The sequence below is a fragment of the Lysinibacillus sp. G4S2 genome, assembly GCF_030348505.1.
Classification (GTDB): domain Bacteria; phylum Bacillota; class Bacilli; order Bacillales_A; family Planococcaceae; genus Lysinibacillus.
The window spans coordinates 796,060-819,634 of record NZ_JAUCFJ010000002.1; the positions used below are offsets into that span (position 1 = coordinate 796,060).

The 23,575-nt window shown below is 38.2% G+C and carries 22 protein-coding genes; 16 read left to right on the forward strand and 6 right to left on the reverse strand.

The window, feature by feature from the left end; translation table 11 throughout:
* Positions 1 to 13: 13 nt before the first annotated feature.
* Positions 14 to 1,399, reverse strand: a complete 1,386-nt coding sequence (locus QUF91_RS04125) for a S41 family peptidase (protein WP_289416940.1) — start codon at positions 1,397 to 1,399, stop codon at positions 14 to 16.
* Between the two features lie 285 nt (positions 1,400 to 1,684).
* Positions 1,685 to 3,004 (reverse strand): branched-chain amino acid transport system II carrier protein, encoded by a 1,320-nt coding sequence (brnQ, locus tag QUF91_RS04130; protein ID WP_289416941.1) that lies wholly within the window; start codon positions 3,002 to 3,004, stop codon positions 1,685 to 1,687.
* Between the two features lie 247 nt (positions 3,005 to 3,251).
* Here brnQ and QUF91_RS04135 point away from each other — a divergent pair, with 247 nt between their 5' ends.
* Both QUF91_RS04135 and QUF91_RS04140 read left to right on the forward strand, forming a co-directional pair.
* Positions 3,252 to 4,157: a C40 family peptidase gene (locus tag QUF91_RS04135; RefSeq protein WP_289416942.1), complete on the forward strand. Its 906-nt coding sequence runs from the start codon at positions 3,252 to 3,254 to the stop codon at positions 4,155 to 4,157.
* A 73-nt stretch (positions 4,158 to 4,230) separates the two neighbouring features.
* Complete coding sequence (locus QUF91_RS04140) at positions 4,231 to 4,569, forward strand: hypothetical protein (RefSeq protein ID WP_289416943.1); 339 nt, start codon at positions 4,231 to 4,233, stop codon at positions 4,567 to 4,569.
* A gap of 326 nt (positions 4,570 to 4,895) precedes the next feature.
* Here QUF91_RS04140 and QUF91_RS04145 read toward each other — a convergent pair whose 3' ends face one another.
* Both QUF91_RS04145 and secA2 read right to left on the reverse strand, forming a co-directional pair.
* Positions 4,896 to 5,795 (reverse strand): accessory Sec system S-layer assembly protein, encoded by a 900-nt coding sequence (locus tag QUF91_RS04145; protein ID WP_289416944.1) that lies wholly within the window; start codon positions 5,793 to 5,795, stop codon positions 4,896 to 4,898.
* On the reverse strand, positions 5,795 to 8,155 hold the full coding sequence (gene secA2, locus QUF91_RS04150) for an accessory Sec system translocase SecA2 (RefSeq protein ID WP_289416945.1): 2,361 nt from the start codon (positions 8,153 to 8,155) through the stop codon (positions 5,795 to 5,797). The genes QUF91_RS04145 and secA2 overlap by 1 nt, the downstream gene beginning before the upstream one ends.
* Positions 8,156 to 8,379: 224 nt before the next feature.
* On the opposite strand from secA2, the gene QUF91_RS04155 reads away from it, so the two are divergent.
* Complete coding sequence (locus QUF91_RS04155; protein WP_285396594.1) at positions 8,380 to 9,444, forward strand: glycosyltransferase family 4 protein; 1,065 nt, start codon at positions 8,380 to 8,382, stop codon at positions 9,442 to 9,444.
* Between the two features lie 1,262 nt (positions 9,445 to 10,706).
* On the opposite strand, the gene QUF91_RS04160 is transcribed toward QUF91_RS04155, so the two are convergent.
* Together QUF91_RS04160 and QUF91_RS04165 are read right to left on the reverse strand one after the other, a co-directional pair.
* Complete coding sequence (locus QUF91_RS04160) at positions 10,707 to 11,768, reverse strand: LCP family protein (protein ID WP_289416946.1); 1,062 nt, start codon at positions 11,766 to 11,768, stop codon at positions 10,707 to 10,709.
* 142 nt (positions 11,769 to 11,910) lie between these two features.
* Positions 11,911 to 12,546, reverse strand: a complete 636-nt coding sequence (locus QUF91_RS04165) for a YigZ family protein (protein WP_289416947.1) — start codon at positions 12,544 to 12,546, stop codon at positions 11,911 to 11,913.
* Between the two features lie 165 nt (positions 12,547 to 12,711).
* On the opposite strand from QUF91_RS04165, the gene QUF91_RS04170 reads away from it, so the two are divergent.
* The 13 genes from QUF91_RS04170 to flgL all read left to right on the forward strand — a co-directional run bounded on the left by QUF91_RS04170 (position 12,712) and on the right by flgL (position 23,523).
* Positions 12,712 to 13,851, forward strand: coding sequence for a sensor histidine kinase (locus tag QUF91_RS04170; protein ID WP_289416948.1), 1,140 nt, complete (start codon positions 12,712 to 12,714; stop codon positions 13,849 to 13,851).
* A 38-nt stretch (positions 13,852 to 13,889) separates the two neighbouring features.
* Positions 13,890 to 14,564, forward strand: a complete 675-nt coding sequence (locus QUF91_RS04175; protein ID WP_068986512.1) for a response regulator — start codon at positions 13,890 to 13,892, stop codon at positions 14,562 to 14,564.
* Between the two features lie 256 nt (positions 14,565 to 14,820).
* Positions 14,821 to 15,099 (forward strand): hypothetical protein, encoded by a 279-nt coding sequence (locus QUF91_RS04180; RefSeq protein WP_289416949.1) that lies wholly within the window; start codon positions 14,821 to 14,823, stop codon positions 15,097 to 15,099.
* Between the two features lie 138 nt (positions 15,100 to 15,237).
* Positions 15,238 to 15,783 carry a nuclear transport factor 2 family protein gene (locus tag QUF91_RS04185; protein WP_289416950.1) on the forward strand — a complete coding sequence of 182 codons (546 nt, stop codon included), beginning with the start codon at positions 15,238 to 15,240 and terminating at the stop codon, positions 15,781 to 15,783.
* A gap of 138 nt (positions 15,784 to 15,921) precedes the next feature.
* Positions 15,922 to 16,107 carry a hypothetical protein gene (locus QUF91_RS04190; RefSeq protein WP_289416951.1) on the forward strand — a complete coding sequence of 62 codons (186 nt, stop codon included), beginning with the start codon at positions 15,922 to 15,924 and terminating at the stop codon, positions 16,105 to 16,107.
* Between the two features lie 23 nt (positions 16,108 to 16,130).
* On the forward strand, positions 16,131 to 16,973 hold the full coding sequence (locus QUF91_RS04195; RefSeq protein ID WP_289416952.1) for a DegV family protein: 843 nt from the start codon (positions 16,131 to 16,133) through the stop codon (positions 16,971 to 16,973).
* A gap of 384 nt (positions 16,974 to 17,357) precedes the next feature.
* Positions 17,358 to 18,725: an ATP-dependent helicase ComFA gene (locus tag QUF91_RS04200; RefSeq protein WP_289416953.1), complete on the forward strand. Its 1,368-nt coding sequence runs from the start codon at positions 17,358 to 17,360 to the stop codon at positions 18,723 to 18,725.
* Positions 18,722 to 19,312, forward strand: a complete 591-nt coding sequence (locus tag QUF91_RS04205) for a ComF family protein (RefSeq protein WP_289416954.1) — start codon at positions 18,722 to 18,724, stop codon at positions 19,310 to 19,312. The genes QUF91_RS04200 and QUF91_RS04205 overlap by 4 nt, the downstream gene beginning before the upstream one ends.
* A gap of 260 nt (positions 19,313 to 19,572) precedes the next feature.
* Positions 19,573 to 19,986: a TIGR03826 family flagellar region protein gene (locus tag QUF91_RS04210; RefSeq protein ID WP_289416955.1), complete on the forward strand. Its 414-nt coding sequence runs from the start codon at positions 19,573 to 19,575 to the stop codon at positions 19,984 to 19,986.
* A 121-nt stretch (positions 19,987 to 20,107) separates the two neighbouring features.
* Positions 20,108 to 20,368 carry a flagellar biosynthesis anti-sigma factor FlgM gene (gene flgM, locus QUF91_RS04215; RefSeq protein WP_289416956.1) on the forward strand — a complete coding sequence of 87 codons (261 nt, stop codon included), beginning with the start codon at positions 20,108 to 20,110 and terminating at the stop codon, positions 20,366 to 20,368.
* A 27-nt stretch (positions 20,369 to 20,395) separates the two neighbouring features.
* Positions 20,396 to 20,896, forward strand: coding sequence for a flagellar protein FlgN (locus QUF91_RS04220; RefSeq protein ID WP_289416957.1), 501 nt, complete (start codon positions 20,396 to 20,398; stop codon positions 20,894 to 20,896).
* Positions 20,897 to 20,962: 66 nt separating this feature from the next.
* Positions 20,963 to 22,555, forward strand: a complete 1,593-nt coding sequence (gene flgK / locus QUF91_RS04225) for a flagellar hook-associated protein FlgK (protein ID WP_289416958.1) — start codon at positions 20,963 to 20,965, stop codon at positions 22,553 to 22,555.
* 65 nt (positions 22,556 to 22,620) lie between these two features.
* A complete protein-coding gene (flgL, locus tag QUF91_RS04230; protein WP_289416959.1) occupies positions 22,621 to 23,523 on the forward strand; it encodes a flagellar hook-associated protein FlgL in 903 nt (300 codons plus the stop codon).
* Positions 23,524 to 23,575: the final 52 nt, after the last annotated feature.

The following is a 23,575-nucleotide window of genomic DNA, read 5'->3' on the forward strand; positions in this document are numbered from 1 at the left end:
GAGAGGGATTTTTTTATTTCTTCACTGTAATATGAAGATAACTGCCTTTTTGAAGCTTTTTATCTGTTTCTTTTTGAACAGATGGATGAACAAGAAGCATATATTCTTGCTCAGGATTTAATGGTTTTGATGGGGTAACAAGTAATGATTGACCCTCAACTTTTGTAGTAATTGGTACCTCGTTACCACCTAAAGCGACGAGCTGTACACTGCCTTCAGCAATTTGCGAAGAAAGTGCTTGTGAGAATTTCACTGTAAATGTTTTAGATGGTGATACATTTTTTAAGCTGGCTAGCTCTTTGTAATTTGGATATTGTTCTTTTATAGCATCGTAATGGGCCTGGAAAATAGGAGGAGTCTTTGTTTGGATATTTGGTTTTACCCCAACTTCATTAATTGTTTTCCCTGAAGGACCTGTAAATTTACCGACTGTAAGTTTTAAATAGCTACCGTCACTCAATTCAAAAAAGCCTTGCATAGCGCCTTTTCCATATGTAGTTTCTCCATATAAAATAGCAGATTGCTGATCTTGTAATGATGCTGATAACATTTCAGACGCGCTAGCACTATAGCGATTTACTAGAATGCGTGTATTAGCTGGGAATTTTTCGTTTTGATGGGCTGCACGTACTTTATAAGAGGCATGTGCTTCTTCTAGTAAAAAGGCAATTTTTGCTTTTGGGAATAACCCCGTCATCTCCTCAGCCGTTGATACATAGCCGCCACCATTGTTTTGTAAATCTAATATAAAGGAAGTTGCACCACGCTGTTTTAATTCAATAAGCGCGTCCTTAACGAGCTTTGCACCGTCTTCTGAGAAGGATGACATGGCAATATAGCCAACATTTCCAAATAGTAATTTAGATTCCACATTCGGTAATGTGAATTTTTTTCGTGTAATTGTTTTAGTAGAAGTTTTACCATTTTCATGTTTGAGTGTCACTTCTAGCTTAGTACCCTCATCACCGACTAATAAGGACGAGGTTTCTTGTATGGAGCCTCCTACAACGGATTGCCCGTTAATGGCAGTAATAATGTCTCCAGCCACGATACCGGCTTTAGCTGCACCACTATTCTCAAATACTCGTAAAATATGAATGCCATCTTCATGTTCTTCGATGACTACACCAATCCCAATTGTTGATAGATTGATGCTATTGATAAATTCCTCAAATTCCTCTTTTGTAAAATATGTGGAATAAGGGTCTAGCATATCAATGATTTCTGGAATTGTTTTGGCGTTTTGCAAATTCCCATTGATAGTCCCAACATAATTTTGCTCAATAATTCCCTTGATCTCTTTTACAAGCTGTTGTTCATTGCTTGCAGCAGATGCGTTCGCAAATGGGAAGATGAAGAAACTTAGAATAAATACGAAAGACCACAATATTTTTTTCATAGGACACCTCTTTTCTGATTACTTTTATTATACATGAATTACCATATAACCGCGAATAGGGAAAGAGAGAATTTACTGAAAAAAAGAATCTGCAAGCCTTTTGCGAAATAGTAAGTCTATGCAAGATTCGTAGACAGAGACTTACTAGCAAAAAGCAAGCAGATTCTAATTAACTAATAAAATGGCTTATCACCAAAAGTTGTGATGACATTTGTAAAACGTATACCGAACAGAAATCCTCATGATATAGCGATGGACCTGTGTAGAAATTTTAAAAAATCTCTTTTACCTTTTTGTAAGCTTATGAATGATAAAGCCGATAATTGCGCCGATAATTGCAGGTACAAGCCATCCCAGACTTTGCTCGTATAATGGTAAAGCATTTAAAATGTTCTCATATGGTGTAATTCTAATTTTCATTTCCTTTAAACCATCATATAGACTAACACAGAATGTTGGAATTAAAGCTAAAATGTAAACGATTTGTCCACCTTTAAAGAAATGATCGACAAGCGACAGTACCATTAACACCATTGCTAGCGGATAGATAATTAATAGTACAGGCAGTGATGCACTAATAATTGTAGAAAGACCTACGTTCGTAATAGCAGCACTAAAAATTGTGAAAACTATTAAAAATGTTTTATATGATATTTTTGGGAATAACTTATGGAAATACGTAGCATTGGCAGTTAATAATCCTACAGCAGTTGATATACACGCTAGTAAAATTGTAGCGGATAAGATAATGCTTCCAAAATTACCAAATAGAACTTTAGCTGATTTTGCAATAATATCACCGCCAGTATCAAAAGTACCAATGGCATCAATACTAGTGTTACCGATTTGGCCAAGAGAGATGTAAACAAATGATAGGCCAATAGCTGCAACAATTCCGGCGAAAATCGTCGTTTTGACTTGTTTTTTAGTATCTGACATACCCATGTCACGCAATGCTTGTAAAATAACGATACCAAAAACGAGTGCACTCAGAACATCCATTGTTAAATAGCCTTGAACAAAGCCTTCAGTCAGAGGTGATACAGTGTATTCTCCCATAGCTCTCCCTGGTTCACCCATTGGAGAAATAAAGCTTTTAACCGCTAAAATTAAAATAACGATCAATAAAGCAGGAGTTAAAATTTTCCCTACACGATCGACAAGCTTTGTAGGGTTAATAGCTAAGTATAATATTAAGGCAAAAAATAATATAGAAGTAATGAACAGTGGTGCCCAATGATCAGCTATTGACTCAGGTAGAAATGGTGCAATCCCTATTTCATAGGAAACAGAACCTGTACGAGGTACTGCAAAAAATGGCCCAATGGCTAAATAAACGATTGATGTAAATATTACACCAAAAGCAGGGCTTACACGATTAGCAAGTAATTGTAAATCCCCACCTGCTTTCGCCACAGCAACGATTGCTAAGAGTGGTAAACCCACACCTGTTATTAAGAAACCAATCATTGCTAACGTAATGTTCTCACCAGCTTGTTGGCCTAATAATGGAGGAAAGATAATATTTCCAGCACCTAAAAATAAGGCAAATAATAGTAAACCTACTGCTAAATTTTCCTTGATGAAAAGCAAACTGTTTTTCATAAAAATTAAAACTCCTTTAATTGAAAAGCTGAAACTTTCTAAAAATTTTAAATACAGATGTGTATGTTACCATAGTAATACGAATCTTGCAATTAATATCTTTTTGTGATTCGTCGGATTCTGTAGTATTTAATAAGATTGATAATTTGTTTGAAAAATAGTCAGTTTTTCCGATTTCTCATTACTTTGATATCTAGTATGATAGACTCACAAGGAAATATTCTAGCATGAACGGAGGCAATTTGGTATGAAAAAATCAAAAAAATTGAGAATACTAGCTTTAAGTACGATAGCTACTTCATTTTTAGCACTACAGACCGCAGAAGCAGCTACATATACCGTACAAAAAGGGGATACTCTATCTAAAATCGCCCAAAATCATCAAGTAACAGTACAAGATATAAAAAGCTGGAACAAATTAAAGGATGATATGATCTATGTGGCTCAAAAACTTGAGATTTCAAAACAATCTACTAATGAAACAGTAAAACCTTCAAATCCATCAACAACAAAACCAACAACACCTACAACACCACCGAAGTCTACAACTGATTCTCATACAGTAGTGAAAGGTGATACATTATCAAAAATTGCTAAGCAATATAATGTGACACAGAAGGACATTAAAGATTGGAATGGACTTACGACTGACACTATTTACGTTGGACAGGTGTTAAAATTATCTCCAGGAGCTACAATACCTGAGAGCGAAAATGGGCCTTCTGGTGTAGGAACACCATCAAAAGAAACGTCTAAAGAGCCTACAGCTAATGGACAAGCTGTTTATAAAAAAACAATAGAAGTAGCTAATACATTGGTAGGAACTCCATATGTCTATGGCGGTATTACACCAGAAGGTCTTGATTGCAGTGGCTTTATTTACTATGCCTTTAATCAAGGTGGTTTAAAAATTGGAAGAGACAGTAGCGAAGGATATTTTAATGGTAATACAACACAAGTTAAAAATCCGGTAGCGGGAGATTTAGTATTTTTCGAGAATACGTATAAAAATGGAATATCTCATATGGGTATTTATCTTGGTGATAATAAATTTATCCATTCAGGATCAGATGGTGTTGAAGTTTCAGATGTTACGTACTCCTACTGGTCTCAAAGATTAGTATCTTATAAACGATTCGACGCTATAAAATAAAGGTAAAGCGATTTTTGCATACACGCAGAAATCGCTTTTTTCATGCAGTGAGATAGTAATCGCTGATAAGAAGGTGGACATCGCTGATAAAAAGATGAATACCGCTGATAAGAAGGCAGATATCGCTGATAAAAAGGGGAACATCGCTGATAAGAAGGCGAATATCGCTGATAAAAAGATGAATATCGCTGATAAAAAGGAGAACATCGCTGATAAGAAAGCAGAAATCGCTGATAAGAAAGCAGAAATCGCTGATAAGAAAGCAGAAATCGCTGATAAAAAGGAGAACATCGCTGATAAGAAGGCGAACATCGCTGATAAAAAAGTGAACACCGCTGATAAGAAAGCAGAATCGCTGATAAAAAGGAGAACACGGCTGATAAGGAGCAGAACATCGCTGATAAAAAAGTGAACACCGCTGATAAGAAGGCAGAAATCGCTGATAAAAAGGAGAACATCGCTGATAAAAAGATGAACATCGCTGATAAGAAGGCGAACACCGTTGATAAAATGTTCCATATCACCGCTAGAAATCTCCAAATGAAAAAATCCCTTCTTGCTATGAAAAAGAAGGGATTTTGATAGTTTATCTCGCATTAACGGGCAGTAATTGATCCGTACGGAAAGCGAAGGTCGGGTACGAGACTCCCACCTCAAAAGCAGGGAAATTAAGTGCCCGATTGGTGAAAACAAATAATCAGTGGGGATGAAGAAAACCCCACTGATTAAAGTTTCATATTATTGTGTTACGCGTGCTGTCCAGCGAGAAAGATCGGCATCTTTTGCATCAACAAGCTCTGCAGGGAAGATGAATGTCCAAGGCTTCGTTGAGTCTGGTTGTACAGTTAAGATTGGATCCATTTTAAATGAACCTTTAGCAATTTGTTTACCTGTTGCATCAATAATTTCTAGTGGTAGTTGTTCAAGATTAATAGCTTTATTATGTCCATTACGAATGAAGATAGACACGTTTAAACTACCATTATCAGCAAATTTTGCTTGCAAGCCAGTGAAGTTGACTTCTGTTTCACCTAACTTAGGTAAAGTTTTTACGATTTTTGCAAGCTCCTCTTTTTGTGCTGCAGGAAGTTGTTTTTCCCATGATGGATCTAATTCTAATTGGTGACCGCGTAGGGAAACAAGGTTGAATGCAATTTTCCAGCCGTCTTCTGGTACTTCATCGACTTTGATCGTTGATTTTTCAAATTCAAATACCCATGGACGAGCACATTCTGCTGGAATCGTGCCAAGTGCTGCAAAGTCGAATTTTTTAGATGCTACAAGCTCATCGTTTTTATCCATGATGTAAAGCTCAATTTCACCTAGCTCGATAGCTTGAGACAATGATGAGCGGAAAAATGCACGTACTTGCCATTTTTTAGAGCGTGGATCTTCTTCAATACTAATAGAAGAAAGTGATAATTGATTTGGCTTCAACGGTTCTAGCTCATTAGCAAGGAAATTAAAAATGTATTTTTGCTCCTGTGGAACATCCCACTCAGGATGGAATGATAGCTTCGTTACGACATCACGATTATCGCTAGTATCCGTAGTAGCACTTCCTAATATGTCTTTAGAGTCAATTGTGTTTTCTTGAACAACTTTGTCTGATTTTTTAAAGAATGAAAATAAGCCCATTATTGTACCTCCATTTGTGCTTCAATCATTTTCATGAAGCCAGTAATTTCTATAATAATAGAACGACGCAATTCTTGGAAATTCTTTCCGAATAATTCAAGTCCTTCACGTTGGTAAATTCGCATTGGATCTTCTTGCTGGTAATGACGTAAGCCAATTCCTTCTTTTAAGTGTGTCATGGCTTCTAAATGTTTCACCCAGCTACTATCTATGTAGCCTAGCATTATTTGTGGAATAACTGCCACTACTTGTTCATTCTCAGAGAACTTCTCCATACGATCAAGTAACTCTTGTTCAGAAGGCTGAATATCGCTTAAAATTTGTTTCACTTTACCTACTTCACGGTCAATTGTGACAGGATTAATAAATAGAGAGTTCAGGGAGCTTTCCATTTGATCATAATTCCACTCCACTGAAGGAAGTTCTTCTGGAGCATTATCGCGAACAGCAAAATCAACCGTTTCACTTAGCATTTTTTTTAGCTCATCCATTAAATTTTCACCAGCTAAAATTTTGTCACGCAGACCGTAAAGAACTGTACGTTGGTCATTAATAACATCGTCTAATTTTAGGTTGTATTCACGCATACCGTATTGAGAGCCTTCAACAATACGTTGTGTACGGTTAATGAGTTCTTGAACATCTTTGTTTTGAATAATACCTTCATCTACAACCATTTTTGCAGAGAATTTTTCAACATCTTCTTTTGCATAGCGGCGGAACATATCATCTTCAATAGAGAGAATGAAGCGGCTTTCACCTATGTCACCTTGACGGCCTGAGCGACCGCGAAGCTGATTATCTACACGACGGCTTTCATGCTTTTCGGTACCGATGACATATAGGCCTCCAAGTGCATGAACTTCTTCGCCTAACACGATATCTGTACCGCGACCAGCCATATTGGTAGCTACTGTAATACGACCTTTTTGACCTGCTTGAGAAATCAGTTCAACCTCTTGCTCGACTGTTTTAGCATTCAGCAATTGGAATTTTAAGCCTTCTTTCTTCAAGTAATCGGCAACTGTTTCAGACTGCAGTATTGACGTTGTACCAATTAAGATAGGTTGTCCCTTTTCGTGGCGACGTTTTACTTCTGCTGCCACGTACTTATATTTATCTTCTTGTTTACTGAAAATAATATCAGGCTGATCGACACGTTGACGTGGGCGGTTTGTTGGAATTTGAATAACTTCCATACCGTACACTTCACGAATTTCTTTTTCCTGTGTTTTCGCTGTACCCGTCATCCCAGAAAGCTTCGGATACATACGGAAATAGTTCTGAATTGTAATCTGTGCTTGTGCCTTATTTTCTTCAGTAATCGTGACACCTTCTTTTGCTTCAATCGCTTGATGTAAGCCATCAGATAGTGAACGACCTTCTAAAATACGGCCTGTGAACATATCAACAAGCTCGATTTTGTCATCCTTAACGATGTAATCAACATCACGCTTGAACATTACATGGGCACGAACAGCTTGGATAACATAATGGTAAAGTGTTTGGTGTTCAAGATCATATAGATTATCAACATTAAAGGCAGCCTCAACCTTTTCAATGCCTTTCTCTGTTAAAGAAGTAGCTTTTGTTTCATCATCAAAATCGTAATCTTCTTCTTCTTTAAAACGGCTAGCTAGCATAGAAGCAATGCGATGTAGTTCATCATTCGCTGCCATTTTCCCAGCGATAATAAGCGGTGTTTTTGCCTCATCAATAAGTACACTATCGACTTCATCGATAATGGCGAAGTGATAAGGACGTTGTACTTTATCAGCCAAGCTATGTGCCATATTGTCACGTAAGTAGTCAAAACCGAACTCAGTACCCACACCATATGTTATATCAGCATTATAGGCTTCTTTTTTTGCGGCTGGCTCCATCATTGGTATATTTAAACCAACTGTTAAGCCTAGGAAACGATGAATTTGACCAACAAGTTCGAAGTCACGCTTAGCTAAGTAGTCATTAACCGTAATGACGTGAACACCTTTACCTTCCAATGCGCGTACATAGGAAGGGAGAGAAGCGACAAGCGTTTTACCTTCACCTGTAGGCATTTCTGCAATATTACCTTCAGTTAAAACAAGACCACCGATAAGCTGTACATCAAAATGACGCATACCTAATACACGTTTTGAGGCTTCGCGTACAACAGCAAATGCGTCTGGGATGATTGATATAATTGGTTCACCTTGTTCTAAACGATCCTTGAAAATAAAAGTCATTTCTTTTAATTCTTCATCTGACTTGTTGACATATTTTTCTTCAAGATTATTAATCTGATCTACTATTTTATAGTAGCGTTTTAATTGACGAGCACTTGTTTGCTCATTGTTGCGTTTAAAAATTGAGAACATGAAATTTACGCTCCTTTTAAGTTGTCTAAATGCTAGACACTACATTATTTTATCAAATTTTACGAATGGTGACTACATTTGACATGCAGCATTCTACCATATTAAAAAAGGGGAAAAATATTTGTGAAATCGTGGAAATTAAATAGAAAAAGTATATTTCGGCGCGCATTCGTGCTATAATCAATTAGGATTTACATGTAGATTATTTGTTGAGGAGGAGAGACATGCTTTACGTGTCTTTAATAGCAGCATTCATTGCTTCCATATTGTTAACTCCACTAGTTAAACGATTAGCGTTCAGAATAGGTGCTGTCGATGCACCAAACTATCGAAAAGTACATGCACGAATTATGCCAAGACTTGGCGGATTGGCAATTTTCCTTTCGTTTTTAATAGCTGTGGCTATATTTCAGCCAATTTTGATTAAAAATATAGATGGTAGCGATTATTTACTGGCAATAATAATTGGTGCTTGTATCATCGTAGCGACAGGTGTCATTGATGATATGCGTGAAATTTCTGCAAAGGCGAAATTGCTCGGTCAACTTGTTGCGGCACTTATCGTTATTTTTGTAGGTGGCATTCAAATTAGTACAGTTAACTTACCATTCGTAGGTGAATTAGATTTTGGATTACTGAGTATCCCTTTAACAATTATTTGGATTGTGGGTATTACAAATGCCATTAATTTAATTGATGGCTTAGATGGTCTAGCTGCTGGTGTTTCAACGATTGCTCTTATGACATTAGCTGTCATGGCATTTATTATGAGCAATATGTTTGTATTAGCAATGGCTTCCATTTTAGCAGCAGCAACATTTGGATTTTTATTTTACAATTTCCACCCAGCGAAAATCTTTATGGGGGATACAGGAGCATTATTCCTTGGCTTTATGATATCGGTGCTCGCATTACTTGGATTTAAAAATGTAACGTTCGTTTCATTTATTATCCCAGTTATTATTCTAGGTGTACCAATCTCTGATACATTCTTTGCGATTGTTCGTCGAGTGCGTATGAAGAAAAAATGGTCTGATCCAGATAAATCACACTTACATCACCGTTTACTGGATATGGGCTTTACACATCGTCAAACAGTACTCCTTATTTATGGTATTGCCATCATGTTTGGATTAGCAGCTATCATTTTCTCTATGGCAAAAGTGTGGGGCGCGATTTTACTCGTAGCTGTCATTTTAACTGCCATTGAAATTTTGGTTGAAGTTATCGGACTCGCAGGTAAAAACTATAAGCCGCTATTAAATTTTGTGCGGATATTTAATAAATAAAATGTTAAAGTAATCATTCATTTTTAATGTGTGATTGCTTTTTTTTATGGGGTTTAGAGGGAGTAGAGGAAGAAAGTCTTGATCTATGTGAGTTTAGCATGGGTAGATTGGAGATGTGCTTGGGTAGAGTGGAAAAGTGATCGGGTGAGGTGGAAAACTGCTCGGGTAAGCCGAAGAACCGCTCGGGGGGGGGTGAAAAAGTGATCGGGTAAGTCGAAGGAACGCTCGGGTAGAGTGAAAAAGTGATCGGGTAAGTCGAAGGAACGCTCGGGTAGAGTGAAAAAGTGATCGGGTAAGTTGAAGAACCGCTCGTGTAGGGTGAAAAAGTGATCAGGTAAGGAGGAAAACTGCTCGTGTAGGGTGAAGAAGTGATCGGGTAAGTCGAAGAACCGCTCAGGTAGGGTGGAAAAGTGATCGGGTAAGTCGAAGAACCGCTCGGGTAGGATGAAGAAGTGATCGGGTAAGTCGAAGGAACGCTCGGGTAGGATGAAGAAGTGATCGGGTAAGCCAAAGAACCGCTCAGGTAGGATGAAAAAGTGATCGGGTAAGTCGAAGAAACGCTCGGGTAGGGTGAAGAAGTGATCGGGTAAGTCGAAGGAACGCTCGGGTAGAGTGAAAAAGTGATCGGGTAAGCCGAAGAACCGCTCGGGTAGGATGAAAAAGTGATCGGGTAAGGTGGAAAACTGCTCGGGTAGGGTGGAAAAGTGATCGGGTAAGTCGAAGAAACGCTCGGGTAGGATGAAGAAGTGATCGGGTAAGTCGAAGGAACGCTCGGGTAGGATGAAGAAGTGATCGGGTAAGCCAAAGAACCGCTCAGGTAGGATGAAAAAGTGATCGGGTAAGTCGAAGAACCGCTCGGGTAGGGTGAAGAAGTGATCGGGTAAGTCGAAGAACCGCTCGGGTAGAATGAAGAAGTGATCGGGTAAGTCGAAGGAACGCTCGGGTAGGATGAAGAAGTGATCGGGTAAGTCGAAGAACCGCTCGGGTAGGGTGAAGAAGTGATCGGGTAAGCCGAAGAACCGCTCGGGTAGGGCGAGAAAGTGATCGGGTAAGCCGAAGAACCGCTCGGGTAGGGTGAAAAAACGCTCAGGTAGGCTGGAAAACTGCTCGGATAAGCCGCTCAGTCGGAACGGAAATCAACCCCTAGCATTGCCGAAGAGCCCTAAGCTCTTAATACGACACTTTATATTTCATTAACATTAATAGTTTTTCAACAACATAAAAGCCCTTTCCACAAATAAATGTGAAAAGGGCTTTTATAGTTACTGTGCGTCTTTGTTATCTTTTGCATCATTTTCAACAGCATTATCTTGATCGCTATTGTTATTCGTTAAGCTAGTAGATTTTTTATTTCTTTCAAGATGGTTATTAAGTGTTTCTGATGCTTCATCAACCGATTCTTGATTTAATTTATAGTAGTAAACACCAGTAGACATATCATCTGTACCTTCTAATGTTAAAGAATCGATACTTGGCATTCCTTGTGTTAAATAAGATAGGAATGATTTCATCTCACTGAATGTCAGATTTGTCTTCATGTTATCACCAAGTGCTTTAATGACATCATCGTATTTTGTAATAGAACTTGCAGAAGAAGCTTTCTTGATGATGGCTGTTAAAATCTCTTGTTGACGTTTACCGCGTTCAATATCACTGTCTTGCTTACGTGTTCTTGCAAGTGCGAGTGCCTGACTACCATTTAAATGCTGTAAACCAGGTTCTAAGTTAATTGCATTGCGATCGAATTCGTCTTTTTCGTGTAAAGCATATGGTACTTCAGCTTCGATTCCACCTAATGCATCAACAACGTCAATAAATGCATTAAAGTTCATACGAACATAATAGTCAATCGGCACATCTAATAATTGTTCTACTGTGTCAATTGTTGAAAGTGTTCCACCATGAGCATGTGCATGCGTAATTTTATCTTTACGTCCCATAGAAGGAATATACACATAAGAATCTCGAGGGATACTTAACATTTTAATTGTTTTTGTTTTATTGTTTAATGTTGCTAGAATTAGTGCGTCGGAACGTGAGTTTTCAGAACCTTGTCCGCGATTTTCACTATCATCAACACCTACAAATAAGATTGAAACATTATCTTTTACTGGTTTTACTTTTTCTTCCCGAAGTGCAGAACCTTCTCGACCTTCTAATTCTTCATGTGCCGAGTTAGCTGCATGCTCTGCTTGCTTTGTAATATAGACTGCATAAGCCGTCACACAAATTACTAAACTAGCAACAAGAAGAAGTGATACTTTTATTATTAGGGAAGATTTAGAAGACCTCTTCTTGTGTTTATTTTTAGTTCTATTTTTCATATTTGATATATTCTCCTCTGAATTTTGGGAATAATGATGGGATTAAACTAAACTCTATTCAAATACAATTAGATGTGATTGATAAAATAGCTCAACATTAAAATTATACTATGGATATTTGGTATTCGACAATTAAAACTATTTATTTCACAACAAATTCAATAAATTGGGCATTTTCAAAGGTAATGTTTGCCTGCCCATTTGTCAGTTCCGTCATCCAGTTTCGGAACTGTTCTTCTTCCTCTTTTGGTACAGATACAATGATATCGACGCCTTCTAAGTAGCGAATTTCTTCTAATTTATACGAAGAACCTCGAATTTCATTTTCAACTTTACCAAGCCATGTGTAATCAATGGCAATTTTCATAAAATGATGAAGCTTGCGTTCAACTACTTGTGCAGCAAGTAAACCTTCAGTTGTTGCCTTTCCGTAAGCACGAATGAGACCGCCACCGCCCAGCTTAATGCCACCAAAGTAGCGTGTGACGACAACGACCGTATCCTTTAAGCCCTGTTTTTTTAAGACTTCTAACATAGGGACGCCAGCTGTGCCACTTGGTTCCCCGTCATCATTTGCTTTTTGAATATGATCATGCTCTCCAATAATATAGGCTGAGCAGTTGTGTGTCGCATTATGATGCATTTTTTTTATGCGTTCAATAAAAGAAATTGCATCCTCTTCTGTTTCTGCACGTTCTATATAAGTAAGAAAGCGAGATTTGGAAATAATAATTTCGCTTTCACCGTATCCTTTTACTGTTAAATAGTTTTCTCTCATCAGTATCAATCTCCTTTTAGGTAGAGTTCTATTCTATAATTTTCATAAAGAAAAAGCATTAAATTTTAACAGGGGAATGCTATAATAGGTGTAGACTATGGAATATATGAAATTGGTCTATTAAAATAGTAAGTAATCATAAGACATTAGACTGGGGAGTACACTATGTTTTCAACTGATACCTTCGATTTAAAGTCGCTTGATGGCATATTTAATCGAATGTTAGATACAATCATGAGCTCAAAAGACGATATCTTTATTATAAGTGAACAAAGCCGCATAAACTTCGAAGATATGCAAAATGAGCTGGAAATTGTTCGAAAACAAGTTGCAATTGTTATTGATGAAGGCGATGCTTTAGAAAAAAGTACACAGCTTGCTAAGCAAAGACTTGTATTAGTAAGTAAAGCTTTTGATAATTATACCGAAGAACAAGTTAGAGAAGCATATGAAACTGCACATGATTTTCAAGTGAAGCTTTCCGTTATTAGAACACAAGAAAAGCAGCTGCGCGATAAAAGAGATGATCTAGAGAGAAGATTAAGAGGATTACTCGATACGATTGAACGTGCAGATCATATTGTCAATCAAGTAAATGTCGTCTTGAATTACTTAACTTCAGATTTAAAAAATGTTGGTTTAGCACTTGAACAAGCTAAAATGAAACAAGATTTTGGTATACGTATTATCGCGGCGCAAGAAGAAGAGCGGAAACGTTTATCTAGGGAAATCCATGATGGACCTGCTCAAATGCTGGCAAATGTACTAATGCGCACTGATCTAATAGATAGAACGTATCGTGAGAAAGGCATTGAAAATGCTTTGGCTGAAATTGCTGATTTAAAGAAAACAGTGCGTAATGCATTAACTGAGGTGCGACGTATTATCTATGATCTAAGACCAATGGCACTAGATGATTTGGGCATTGTTCCGACATTGAAAAAATACGTATCGACAGTGACTGAATACAATCCTGGTGTTGAAGTTCATTTTCAATCGAGAAGCACCGAAAAGCGTATACCATCAAATTATGAAGTATCTATTTTCCGATTAGTGCAAGAATGTGTAACTAATGCCATGAAGCACGGGAAATGTAAAGAGATATGGGTAAAACTTGAGTGGTTGACCAATGCCGTAAATATCGTTGTAAAGGATGATGGCATAGGTTTCGATCCGCAGGTAGTTAAAGATCATTCCTTTGGGATTTTAGGAATGAAAGAACGTATCGAAATTTTGGATGGTACAATCTCCATTACAAGTGAGATAAATCGAGGGACAACGGTATTATTTAAAATTCCGTTGTGATGAAGCAATCGTTGCAGAAATTTAGGGGGTAAAGACAAATGACGAAGATTATTATTGTAGACGATCACCAGCTATTCCGCGAAGGAGTAAAACGTATTTTAGATTTTGAAGATACGTTTGATGTGGTAGCAGAAGGTGACGACGGTGCAGATGTGGTTTCATTGTATGCTGAAAATCAACCAGATGTTGTGCTAATGGATATTAATATGCCGGGTAAAAATGGAGTAGAGGCTACGGCAGATTTAATTAGTGAATACCCAGACGCAAAGGTTATTATGCTATCAATTCATGATGATGAAACATATGTAACACACGCGCTAAAATCGGGATCACTTGGCTATATGTTAAAAGAGATGGATGCTGACGAAATTGTTGAAGCCATTAAAGTAGTAGCGAATGGTGGATCTTATCTACATCCAAAGGTAACTAAAAATTTAGTAGCGGAATTCCGTCGCCTTTCTGAGCATGAAAATAAAGGTAATTTCCATCAAACAGAAATTCGTCGCCCATTCCATTTACTAACAAAACGTGAATGCGAAGTATTACAATTATTAACAGATGGCCAATCTAACCGTACAATTGGTGAGACACTGTTTATTTCTGAAAAAACAGTTAAAAACCACGTTTCAAGCATTTTACAAAAAATGAATGTAAACGACCGTACACAAGCCGTTGTTACAGCTATTAAAAATGGCTGGGTTGAAGTACGCTAATAGCATAACATTGAATTAAAATCTGTTTTTAAAAGCTACTATCTTATGTAGTAGTTTTTAAAGCAGTTTTTTTTATGGCCGAATACATCTAGGGAGAATAACCTCCATTAGATAAAAATGGCTCATCACCAGAAGTTGTGAATGAGATTTGTTAAGACGTATTCCATTTATCTTCATTCAGTAGAAAACTCCCACCTCTGCATTACGCAAAGGTGAAATTGATATAAGTTGATCTTCGTTCCGGAGGGGTGACTCCTTGGGGATCAGCGTCATAGATGAGATCCTGGAGCGAGCATCGCGAGTGAAGCGGCTCATCGGACGCCCCCAAGGAGCTTTGCTCTGTGCGAAAGCGAAGCGTCAGCGACAAATGTTTTATCTGTGCGAAAGCGAAGCGACAGCAACAACAAAAGTTTTCTGTAGCGACAGCTACAAAGCGCCCGGTCGGAACGGAAATCAATCACACGTTTTGGTGATGAGCCATAAGAATGGGGAAATCCTGTGGGTAACTAATCTTGTTAAAAGTGTAACAATTTAAGTTTAGAGATTACTTCAATGTGCAACATTTTAAAATCGTGGGCGTCATAAGAATGATGTAGCACCTAAATGTTGAAAATTCACAACAAAATTCCTACGACAGGATTTATATGCTACAATATGCGCGGGAGGTTTTTTGATGTTAAAGAAAAGTTTTCTAGCAGTTTTTACCTTATTAATGTTAACTGCCTGTGGTAATAAAGATGAAGAGATGAGTGCGGAAGATCGTGCAAAAACGATTGAAGATGGAACAGTTGGTTTTGAAATGGTGGGCGATAATGTAGAAAAAGCCACGAATGTACCAGCAAAAGAAGAAAAAGCAATTTTAGCAGCTTTCGATGAATATATCGCTGCATTAAATGAAGAAGAAATTGATCGTTACATGCAAACAATATCGAAGAATCCAAAAGGTTTTAAATATGATGAAGAGAAGGTTTATGCAACCGAGGTCTTCAATCAATTTGATAGTAAACGTGAAGTAAAAAATGTGACCATTGCGAAATATAATGATGAAGAAGCAGAGGTCTTTGCCAATATGAAAATGCATTCTCTGCAGCTTGAAACAAACGTTGAACATGAAAGTGCAGGGCGTCAAGTAACTGTCTTTGTAAAAGAAGATGGGGGCTGGAAGGTAACGAGCGTCTATTATATTGGAGATGACTCTAAATCAAGCACGGGCAAATAAAAATAAGGAATTTTTGATAAACCTCTATGGGATTTCAGCTTTCCGAGAGGTTCTTATACATAGATAATGAATGTGAAATGGATGTTAGGGTGTTAACTTGATTGGACAATAAGTTTAACAACCTGGCAGACGTCTAGAATGAAGAAAGAGTATATCAAACTTACTCCTATTCGAAGTTCGGACGAGATTACGCAATGTCGTAATTCATTTCACATTCATTTCTTTTTATCTGTAGCGAAAGCGAAGCGACAGCAACAAATGTTTTCTGTGCGAAAGCGAAGCGACAGCAACAATTGCGCCGAGGCGCAATTGATTGTAAACTAAGTAGAATAGGAGAGTGGACATGAATGAGGACAGCAATCGTAACAGATAGTACTGCATATATTCCGGCTGAGGAACGTGCACGCTTAAACATTCATATGATTCCGTTAAGTGTAAATATCGCGGGGCAATTATTTGCAGAAGAAGTAGATATCACGGCATCTGAATTTTATGATAAAGTACGCGGGGCAAAAGAATTTCCAAAAACAACACAGCCCCCAATCGGAGAGTTTGTCTCTCTCTTTGAAGAGCTGGCAAAAGAGTATGATGAGGTAGTAACTATTCATTTATCAAGTGGAATCAGTGGAACATATCAGGGCGCAGTTCAAGCAGGCGATATGGTGGAAGGCATTGATGTGTATGCTTTTGATAGTGAAATATCCTGTGCGGCACAGGGTTTTTATGTTTTACGAGCAGCTGAAATGGCTGCACAAGGTTGTTCAGCAAAAGAAATACTTGCTACATTAGCGGACATGAAGCAGTATATCCGAGCTTACTTCATTGTAGATGACTTAGCGCACTTACAGCGTGGGGGACGTCTGTCTTCAGCAGCAGCATTGATTGGTGGCTTATTACAAGTAAAGCCTGTACTGCATTTTGTGGACAAGGTCATTGTACCTTTTGAAAAAATTCGTACGCGTAAAAAAGCATTAAAGCGTGCTGAGGAGCTAATGGCTGAGGATGCTAAAAAATATGAAGCAATGGACGCTGTTGTTATCCACGCCAATTGCCAGGCAGAAGCTGAGGAATGGCTAGCACAACTAGCAGCAGCTTATCCAAACGTTACCTTTAAATTGAGCTATTTTGGTCCCGTGATTGGCACACACTTAGGTGAAGGAGCAATAGGGCTAAGCTGGATAAAAAAATAACCTTAGATAAGAAAGTCTCTACAGAAAATAAAATGTAGAGGCTTTTTTTATTTTAGGAAGTATCCGGTTTCGACGTAAGAAACGAGAGAATCGCTGATAAACGCGTGGATATCGCTGATAAAAGTCGGAGAATCGCTGATAAATCTGTGAAAATCGCTGATAAAGTCGAAGAATCGCTGATAAACCCATGAATATCGCTGATAAAAGTCGGAGAATCGCTGATAAACGCGTGGATATCGCTGATGAAGTCAGAGAATCGCCGGTAAACTCGGGAATATCGCCGGTAAAAGTCCGAGAATCGCCGGTAAACTCGAGAATATCGCCGGTAAACCCATGAGTATTTCCAGAAGAAAGCAAAAAATCACCTGAAAGGAGCAAAGTAAAATGAAATATAAAGGTTGGTTGTTGCCACCTGCATTACGAGATTTTCATGAAGGACGTATTTGGTTAAAGGAATATTCCCCATTTTCAAAGGAAGATATCGAGAAATCGATCAATCATAAATACTTCCATATAATAGAGGGGATTCAAATAGAGCCGCATTTAAAATGCAACCGTTGCCATAATAATGATCCTCAGCAATTTACAACGTTTGATTGTTCAAAGTGCCAGCAGCAATGTATATATTGTAGACATTGTCTGAATATGGGCAGAGTGAGTAGCTGTACGCAGTTGATAATCTGGACAGGCCCCCCTGTAATTAGAACAAGAAAGCATTCACTCAAATGGGCAGGACAATTTACAGTACTTCAACAGCAGGCAGCAAATGAAATGCTAGAAAGTGTTAAAGCAAACCGTTCTCATCTTTTGGCGGCAGTATGTGGAGCAGGTAAAACAGAGCTACTTTTTCCAACTGTTCATCATGCTTTAGAACAAGGCTTACGGGTATGTATTGCTACGCCGCGTACAGACGTGGTGCTAGAGCTATATCCACGCTTTCAAAAGGTCTTTCCAGAAACGGTGATGCATGCTTTATATGGCGGATCACCGAAGCAGGAGGGCTATGGGCAGTTAGTGTTGGCTACAACTCATCAGCTCTATCGCTTTGAACGAGCGTTTGATGTCATGATTGTTGATGAGGCTGATGCATTTCCGTATACATTTGATGAAACCTTACAAAGAGCTGTACAAAAAGCAAAAAAAGAAAATGCACCAATATTGTTCGTCACGGCAACACCGTCGCAAAAATTACTTACTGAGTATCAAAATAAAAGCTATTCATTCATCCCGAAACGTTACCATAATCATCCATTACCAGTCCCTCGATTTGATGCATTATGGAGCTATGAAAAAAGCTTAAAACGAGGGAAAATCCCACGAAAGCTAAAACAATGGACGGAGGAGCGTCTTGCACGCAAAGAACCATTTTTAATATTTTTTCCGAAAGTAGAGTTAATGAAAATAGCTACGCCTCTTTTTCAGTTATTAGATGCAAGCATTATGGCGGTCCATGCCGAAGATCCTCATCGTAAAGAAAAAGTGCTTACACTACGTCATGAAGAAGTTCCGGGTTTACTCACAACAACCATTTTAGAAAGAGGGATTACGATAAGGAATGTACAGGTTGCAGTTATTGGGGCAGAATCGACTATTTTTACTTCCAGTGCACTAATACAAATCGCTGGGCGAGTTGGTCGAAATGCTGATTTTGCAGATGGAGATGTTGTATTTTTCCATCATGGCATTACAACTGAAATGGATAATGCACGTACTAAAATTCTTTATTACAATAAGAAAGGATTTCCACTATGAATAAAATTGAAACACTTTGCTTATTATGCTCACGGCCTCTGCAATCAGCAATTTCTTGGAAAATGCTTTTAACGAAACACTTTCAACCAACCATCTGTGATAAGTGCTCAGCTCGATTTGAACATTCACCGACAGCAACAGCACTTTACCAATATAACGACGCTATGAAAGATTATTTGCATCAATATAAATTTCTTCAGGATGTAGCACTTGCAAAAGTATTTCGACAGGAGTTACATACACGATTTGAAAATGAAAAAGCAACCATTATACCGATTCCTATGCACCCACTCAAACAAAAAGAACGTACTTTCTCGCATATGGAGGAGCTCTTAAAGGCTGCCAACATTTCTTTTAGACAACTTTTAGAAAAGACGACCGCTGAAACGCAAAGCTCCAAAAATAGAGAACAGCGCATACAAGCGGCTCCTCTTTTTCGTCTGATGGCTGGTGTACATGTAGAGCATAAAGAATATCTTCTTTTTGACGATATAAAAACAACAGGAACTACTCTGCGGCACGCCACGGAGATTTTATTAAATGCAGGTGCCCGAAATGTTCAAAGCTTTACTTTAATTAATGGATGAAAATGCTAATGCATCATGTATAATAGATTACGAATATATAGGATTCGTATATAGCCTCCGGCGGGTGTCATCGATTTTGAAAGGAATGAATAAAGGATGTTAGCCTAAAATCTTCGCATCCTGCGAAAACGGCTAACTGACCTGCATAGTGCAGGCCTGAGCATAATTCAAAATCCGGACGCAATGTTTATCTGTAGCGAAAGCGAAGCGACAGCTACAATTATGCCAAGAGGAAATTGATGTAAGAGGAGGAAGAATAGATGGCAGAGGTTCGCAATTGTCCGAAATGTAATGAGTTTTTTAATTATACAGGGGTTAGAGAAGTATGTCATAAATGCGCTCAATCTGAAGAAGAATTATATCAAATCGTTTATCGCTTTCTACGTAAACGTGAAAACCGTGCTGCGACAGTAGAACGTATTGTTGAAGCAACCGGAGCTGAAGAGGCACTATTGTATAAATGGGTTCGTAAGGGTCGTTTACAGACTGCAATGTTTCCTAATCTGGGCTATCCATGTGACAACTGTGGTCATCTAACGACAAAAGGTAAGCTTTGTACAAAATGCCAAGATGAATTGAAGGCGGATTTACGTACATTTGAAGCAGCAAAAGAGTTCCGTGAAAGTGTGGAAGAACGTGATCGTGTTACATATCACGCAGAACGAAAACGCTAATGGGTTAAGGTGTGTTAATTTTAAACAAAATTAGCACACTTTTTTATATTTGAAAACTTAACATTATGTGAGACAATCCGAAATAATAGTAAGATAAGAGTTTTAGATGGGGGGTTAAAAAATGAAAATCACATCTTATGGGATTAATGCGGTAAACGCCTATAAAAATCAGGTGCGCAATGTGAAATCAGGCGCAAACAAGGCATCTTTCGCCGATAAAATCGAAATTTCCAAGGCTGCACAGGAGATGCAAGGAGTTTCAACATACAGCACAGAGCGTGCAGAACGCGTACAACAATTAAAAGAAGATATTGCTTCTGGTGAATATAAAGTCAACGCTCGCAAAGTTGCAGAAGATATGCTGAAATATTATCGTTTCTAAGGAATATCAGAAAGGGTGTTTAGCAATATGTCTGTAGAAGCGATCTGTTCTACACTAACAATGCTAGAAAGAATGCATAAAAGCTTACTTGAACTAGCCATGAAAAAAACGGAAACCATTACAGCTGGCAATATCGAAGCACTGGACCAATTGCTCAAGGATGAGCAGGCACATGTAGCAGCTATCGACAAGCTCGAGCAACAGCGTCAGAAACAGGTAACGGAATACCTTGGAGCAAAAGGATTTGCTTCAACTGACAAAACGACTGTCGCTGATGTCATCGATGCTGCTGAACAACAAACTGACAAAGACACGCTATCAGCAGTTCGCAATCGATTATTGCAAATCATCAATGACTTAAAAAAACAAAATGATTTAAACCAAAAACTAGTGTTCCAATCACTACAATTTGTCAATCTCACATTAGATGCTTTACGACCTCAACCTGAACAAATCAATTACTCAGGCAGTGAGATACGCGGCACAAATTCAATGGCCAAAAAATCATATTTCGATTCGCAAGCATAGTTTCTTGCGTCTATGAAAGAAAACTATACTTGCAATTATAAACGTTATTAAAAGGGAGGAAAAAAAATGCGCTCAACATTTATGGGCTTAGAAGCTAGTAAACGTGGTTTATTTACACAACAAACAGCTTTATATACTACTGGACATAATATTTCCAATGCAAATACATTAGGTTACTCTCGCCAACGAGTAAATATGCAAGCAACTCCTGGCTTTCCAACAGCAGGCTTAAATCAACCTGTTTATCCAGGCCATCTTGGTACTGGGGTTGAAGCAGGGTCCATTCAACGTATTCGCGATGAATTTATCGATCGTCAATATCGTCAAGAAACGAATAAGTTGGGTTATTGGGAATCAAAAACAAAGGCAATCTCTCAAATGGAAGATGTTGTAAACGAGCCTTCTGAATTCGGTTTAGATAAAGCATTCGAACAGTTCTGGAAAGGGCTTCAAGATGTAGGAAATAAACCAGCAGATAGGGCAGCGCGTGAGGTTGCTATTCGCCGTGCAGAGCACTTAGCAGAATCTTTTAACTATCTTGATAAACAATTAAAAATGATTCAAGGTAATCTTGGGAACGAGATTGATGTCTCTACTAAGCAAATTAACACGATTATAAAGCAAATTGCGGCTGTTAATAAACAAATTCAAGAAGTTGAGCCAAGTGGACACGTACCAAATGACTTGTATGATGTGCGTGATGTTTTGGTCGATAAGTTAAATGAATATATCCCGGTGTCTATCGAGCGTGTTCCTTCAGGCGGTCTTGCATCTGAAGTGGCTGAAGGTAGTTTGAAAATTACATATAAGGGCGCTGATGGTGTTGTCAGAGACTTAGTAGATGGAAAAGATTTTGCTCAATTTACTGCAATGGGAAGTAAAGGTAGTAAGGTGACAGGAGAAGACATTTCAAATGTATTCTCTGAATTGCAGCTAACAGGGATTGCATCTTTAGACGCACATGAAGCGGGGACTGTAACTACCTCACAAACAGCGATTAAACAACAGGACTTCGAAGCATCAAAAGGGAAATTCCTATCTCTAGTTAATTCCTATGGCTATAATGATGCAAGTGGTGTTACAAAGGGCTACTATCCTGAAACATTAGAGAAATTAGACCAGCTAGCTAATTCCTTTATTCAAGAATTTAATGACCTGCATTCAAAAGGCTTTACATTAGAAGAAAAAGATGCAAATGGCAACATTATAAAAGCTTCTACTAATGGAGGCGTGTTCTTTGAAGGTACTGGTGCAGGTGGTATTAAAGTTAATGAAGCTATTAAAGATAACCCAAACCTTTTAGCTGCATCTTCTGGGCAAACTAAAGAAGGGGACGGTAAGCATGCTTATGAGCTTGCGAATATGCAACATAAATTGTATGCATCTATTGGAAATGCGACTTTGCAATCGTTTTATCAAGGAATCATTGGAAAAGTTGGTGTAGACGGTGAGGAAGCCCTTCGTCTAGCTTCAACTGCTGAATCTCAGCGTTTGATGGTGTCAAATAGCCGTGACGCTATGAGCTCCGTTTCTTTAGATGAAGAGATGACAAATATGATTACTTTCCAGCAAGCGTATAATGCAAATGCACGTATGATTACAGTTGTGGATGAAACATTAGACAAAATTATAAACGGTATGGGCCGAGTTGGACTATAAGATTAAAATAGTAAGCAATTTATGGAGAATAACTCTCCGACCTACAAGAAGGGAGTTTTTACGAAATGCGCGTAACACAATCAATGTTATCAGGTAACATGCTTCGAAATTTAAATAATAGCTATGGCAAAATGTCTAAGCTTCAGGATCAACTTGCATCTGGCTCAAAAATCAATCGACCATCAGACGACCCTGTCATCGCAGTAAAGGGTATGGGCTATCGTCGTGATTTAGCAAAAGTCGAACAATACACTCGCAATATGATTACAGCAAGTAGCTGGTTAGATTCAACGGATGAATCCCTTAATCAAGTTGGCGAACAAATGAAGCGTGTGCGTGAGCTTGTTGTTCAAGCAGCAAATGATACAAACACACCTGAAGATCGAGAAAAAATGAAAATGGAAATTGACCAAATTCGCCAACAAATTCAAGATGTGGGGAATACAAATATTGATGGTAGCTATATATTCAGTGGAACGAGAACGAATGAGCCTTTATTTACTGGCGGCACTATGAATCAAAATGTCAATGCAGATGGTGTGAATATAGAAATTTTTGATGGAATTCAAATTCCTGTCAATACACCTGGTAAAGACCTGTTTAAAAATATAGATGATATGATGGGGAAAATCTCTAATTTACTAGGTGACCCAACAAAAACTGGTAAAGAGATTGGCGATATGCTTGGTGGTGTTTCTTCATCAAGTACCAGTGATGATATCACAACAATGCATAATAAAGTTTTAGAGGCACAGGCTGATATCGGTGCACGTCAAAATCGTGTAGAGATGATGGAAAATCGTCTAGGTATACGAGAAGTCAATGTTACAAAGCAATTGAGAGATAATGAGTCTGTGGATTATGCAAAAGCTATTACAGAGATGGTCACACATGAATCAATTCACCAAGCTGCACTTTCAGTAGGTGCTAAAATTATTCAACAAACCTTAGTGGATTTTATCCGCTAATTAATCAAAAGCGTTTGGACACTTTGTTCAGACGCTTTTCTTGAAAGGAGAT

Coding starts and splice junctions, on each gene's coding strand:
- QUF91_RS04195 (WP_289416952.1), top strand. CDS start 16,131: ATGAGGACAGCAATCGTAACAGATAGTACTGCATATATTCCGGCTGAG.
- QUF91_RS04155 (WP_285396594.1), top strand. CDS start 8,380: ATGCTTTACGTGTCTTTAATAGCAGCATTCATTGCTTCCATATTGTTA.
- QUF91_RS04175 (WP_068986512.1), top strand. CDS start 13,890: ATGACGAAGATTATTATTGTAGACGATCACCAGCTATTCCGCGAAGGA.
- QUF91_RS04200 (WP_289416953.1), top strand. CDS start 17,358: ATGAAATATAAAGGTTGGTTGTTGCCACCTGCATTACGAGATTTTCAT.
- QUF91_RS04210 (WP_289416955.1), top strand. CDS start 19,573: ATGGCAGAGGTTCGCAATTGTCCGAAATGTAATGAGTTTTTTAATTAT.
- QUF91_RS04125 (WP_289416940.1), bottom strand. CDS start 1,399: ATGAAAAAAATATTGTGGTCTTTCGTATTTATTCTAAGTTTCTTCATC.
- QUF91_RS04185 (WP_289416950.1), top strand. CDS start 15,238: ATGTTAAAGAAAAGTTTTCTAGCAGTTTTTACCTTATTAATGTTAACT.
- QUF91_RS04160 (WP_289416946.1), bottom strand. CDS start 11,768: ATGAAAAATAGAACTAAAAATAAACACAAGAAGAGGTCTTCTAAATCT.
- QUF91_RS04145 (WP_289416944.1), bottom strand. CDS start 5,795: ATGGGCTTATTTTCATTCTTTAAAAAATCAGACAAAGTTGTTCAAGAA.
- secA2 (WP_289416945.1), bottom strand. CDS start 8,155: ATGTTCTCAATTTTTAAACGCAACAATGAGCAAACAAGTGCTCGTCAA.
- QUF91_RS04170 (WP_289416948.1), top strand. CDS start 12,712: ATGTTTTCAACTGATACCTTCGATTTAAAGTCGCTTGATGGCATATTT.
- QUF91_RS04135 (WP_289416942.1), top strand. CDS start 3,252: ATGAAAAAATCAAAAAAATTGAGAATACTAGCTTTAAGTACGATAGCT.
- flgL (WP_289416959.1), top strand. CDS start 22,621: ATGCGCGTAACACAATCAATGTTATCAGGTAACATGCTTCGAAATTTA.
- QUF91_RS04165 (WP_289416947.1), bottom strand. CDS start 12,546: ATGAGAGAAAACTATTTAACAGTAAAAGGATACGGTGAAAGCGAAATT.
- brnQ (WP_289416941.1), bottom strand. CDS start 3,004: ATGAAAAACAGTTTGCTTTTCATCAAGGAAAATTTAGCAGTAGGTTTA.
- flgK (WP_289416958.1), top strand. CDS start 20,963: ATGCGCTCAACATTTATGGGCTTAGAAGCTAGTAAACGTGGTTTATTT.
- flgM (WP_289416956.1), top strand. CDS start 20,108: ATGAAAATCACATCTTATGGGATTAATGCGGTAAACGCCTATAAAAAT.
- QUF91_RS04190 (WP_289416951.1), top strand. CDS start 15,922: ATGAAGAAAGAGTATATCAAACTTACTCCTATTCGAAGTTCGGACGAG.
- QUF91_RS04205 (WP_289416954.1), top strand. CDS start 18,722: ATGAATAAAATTGAAACACTTTGCTTATTATGCTCACGGCCTCTGCAA.
- QUF91_RS04220 (WP_289416957.1), top strand. CDS start 20,396: ATGTCTGTAGAAGCGATCTGTTCTACACTAACAATGCTAGAAAGAATG.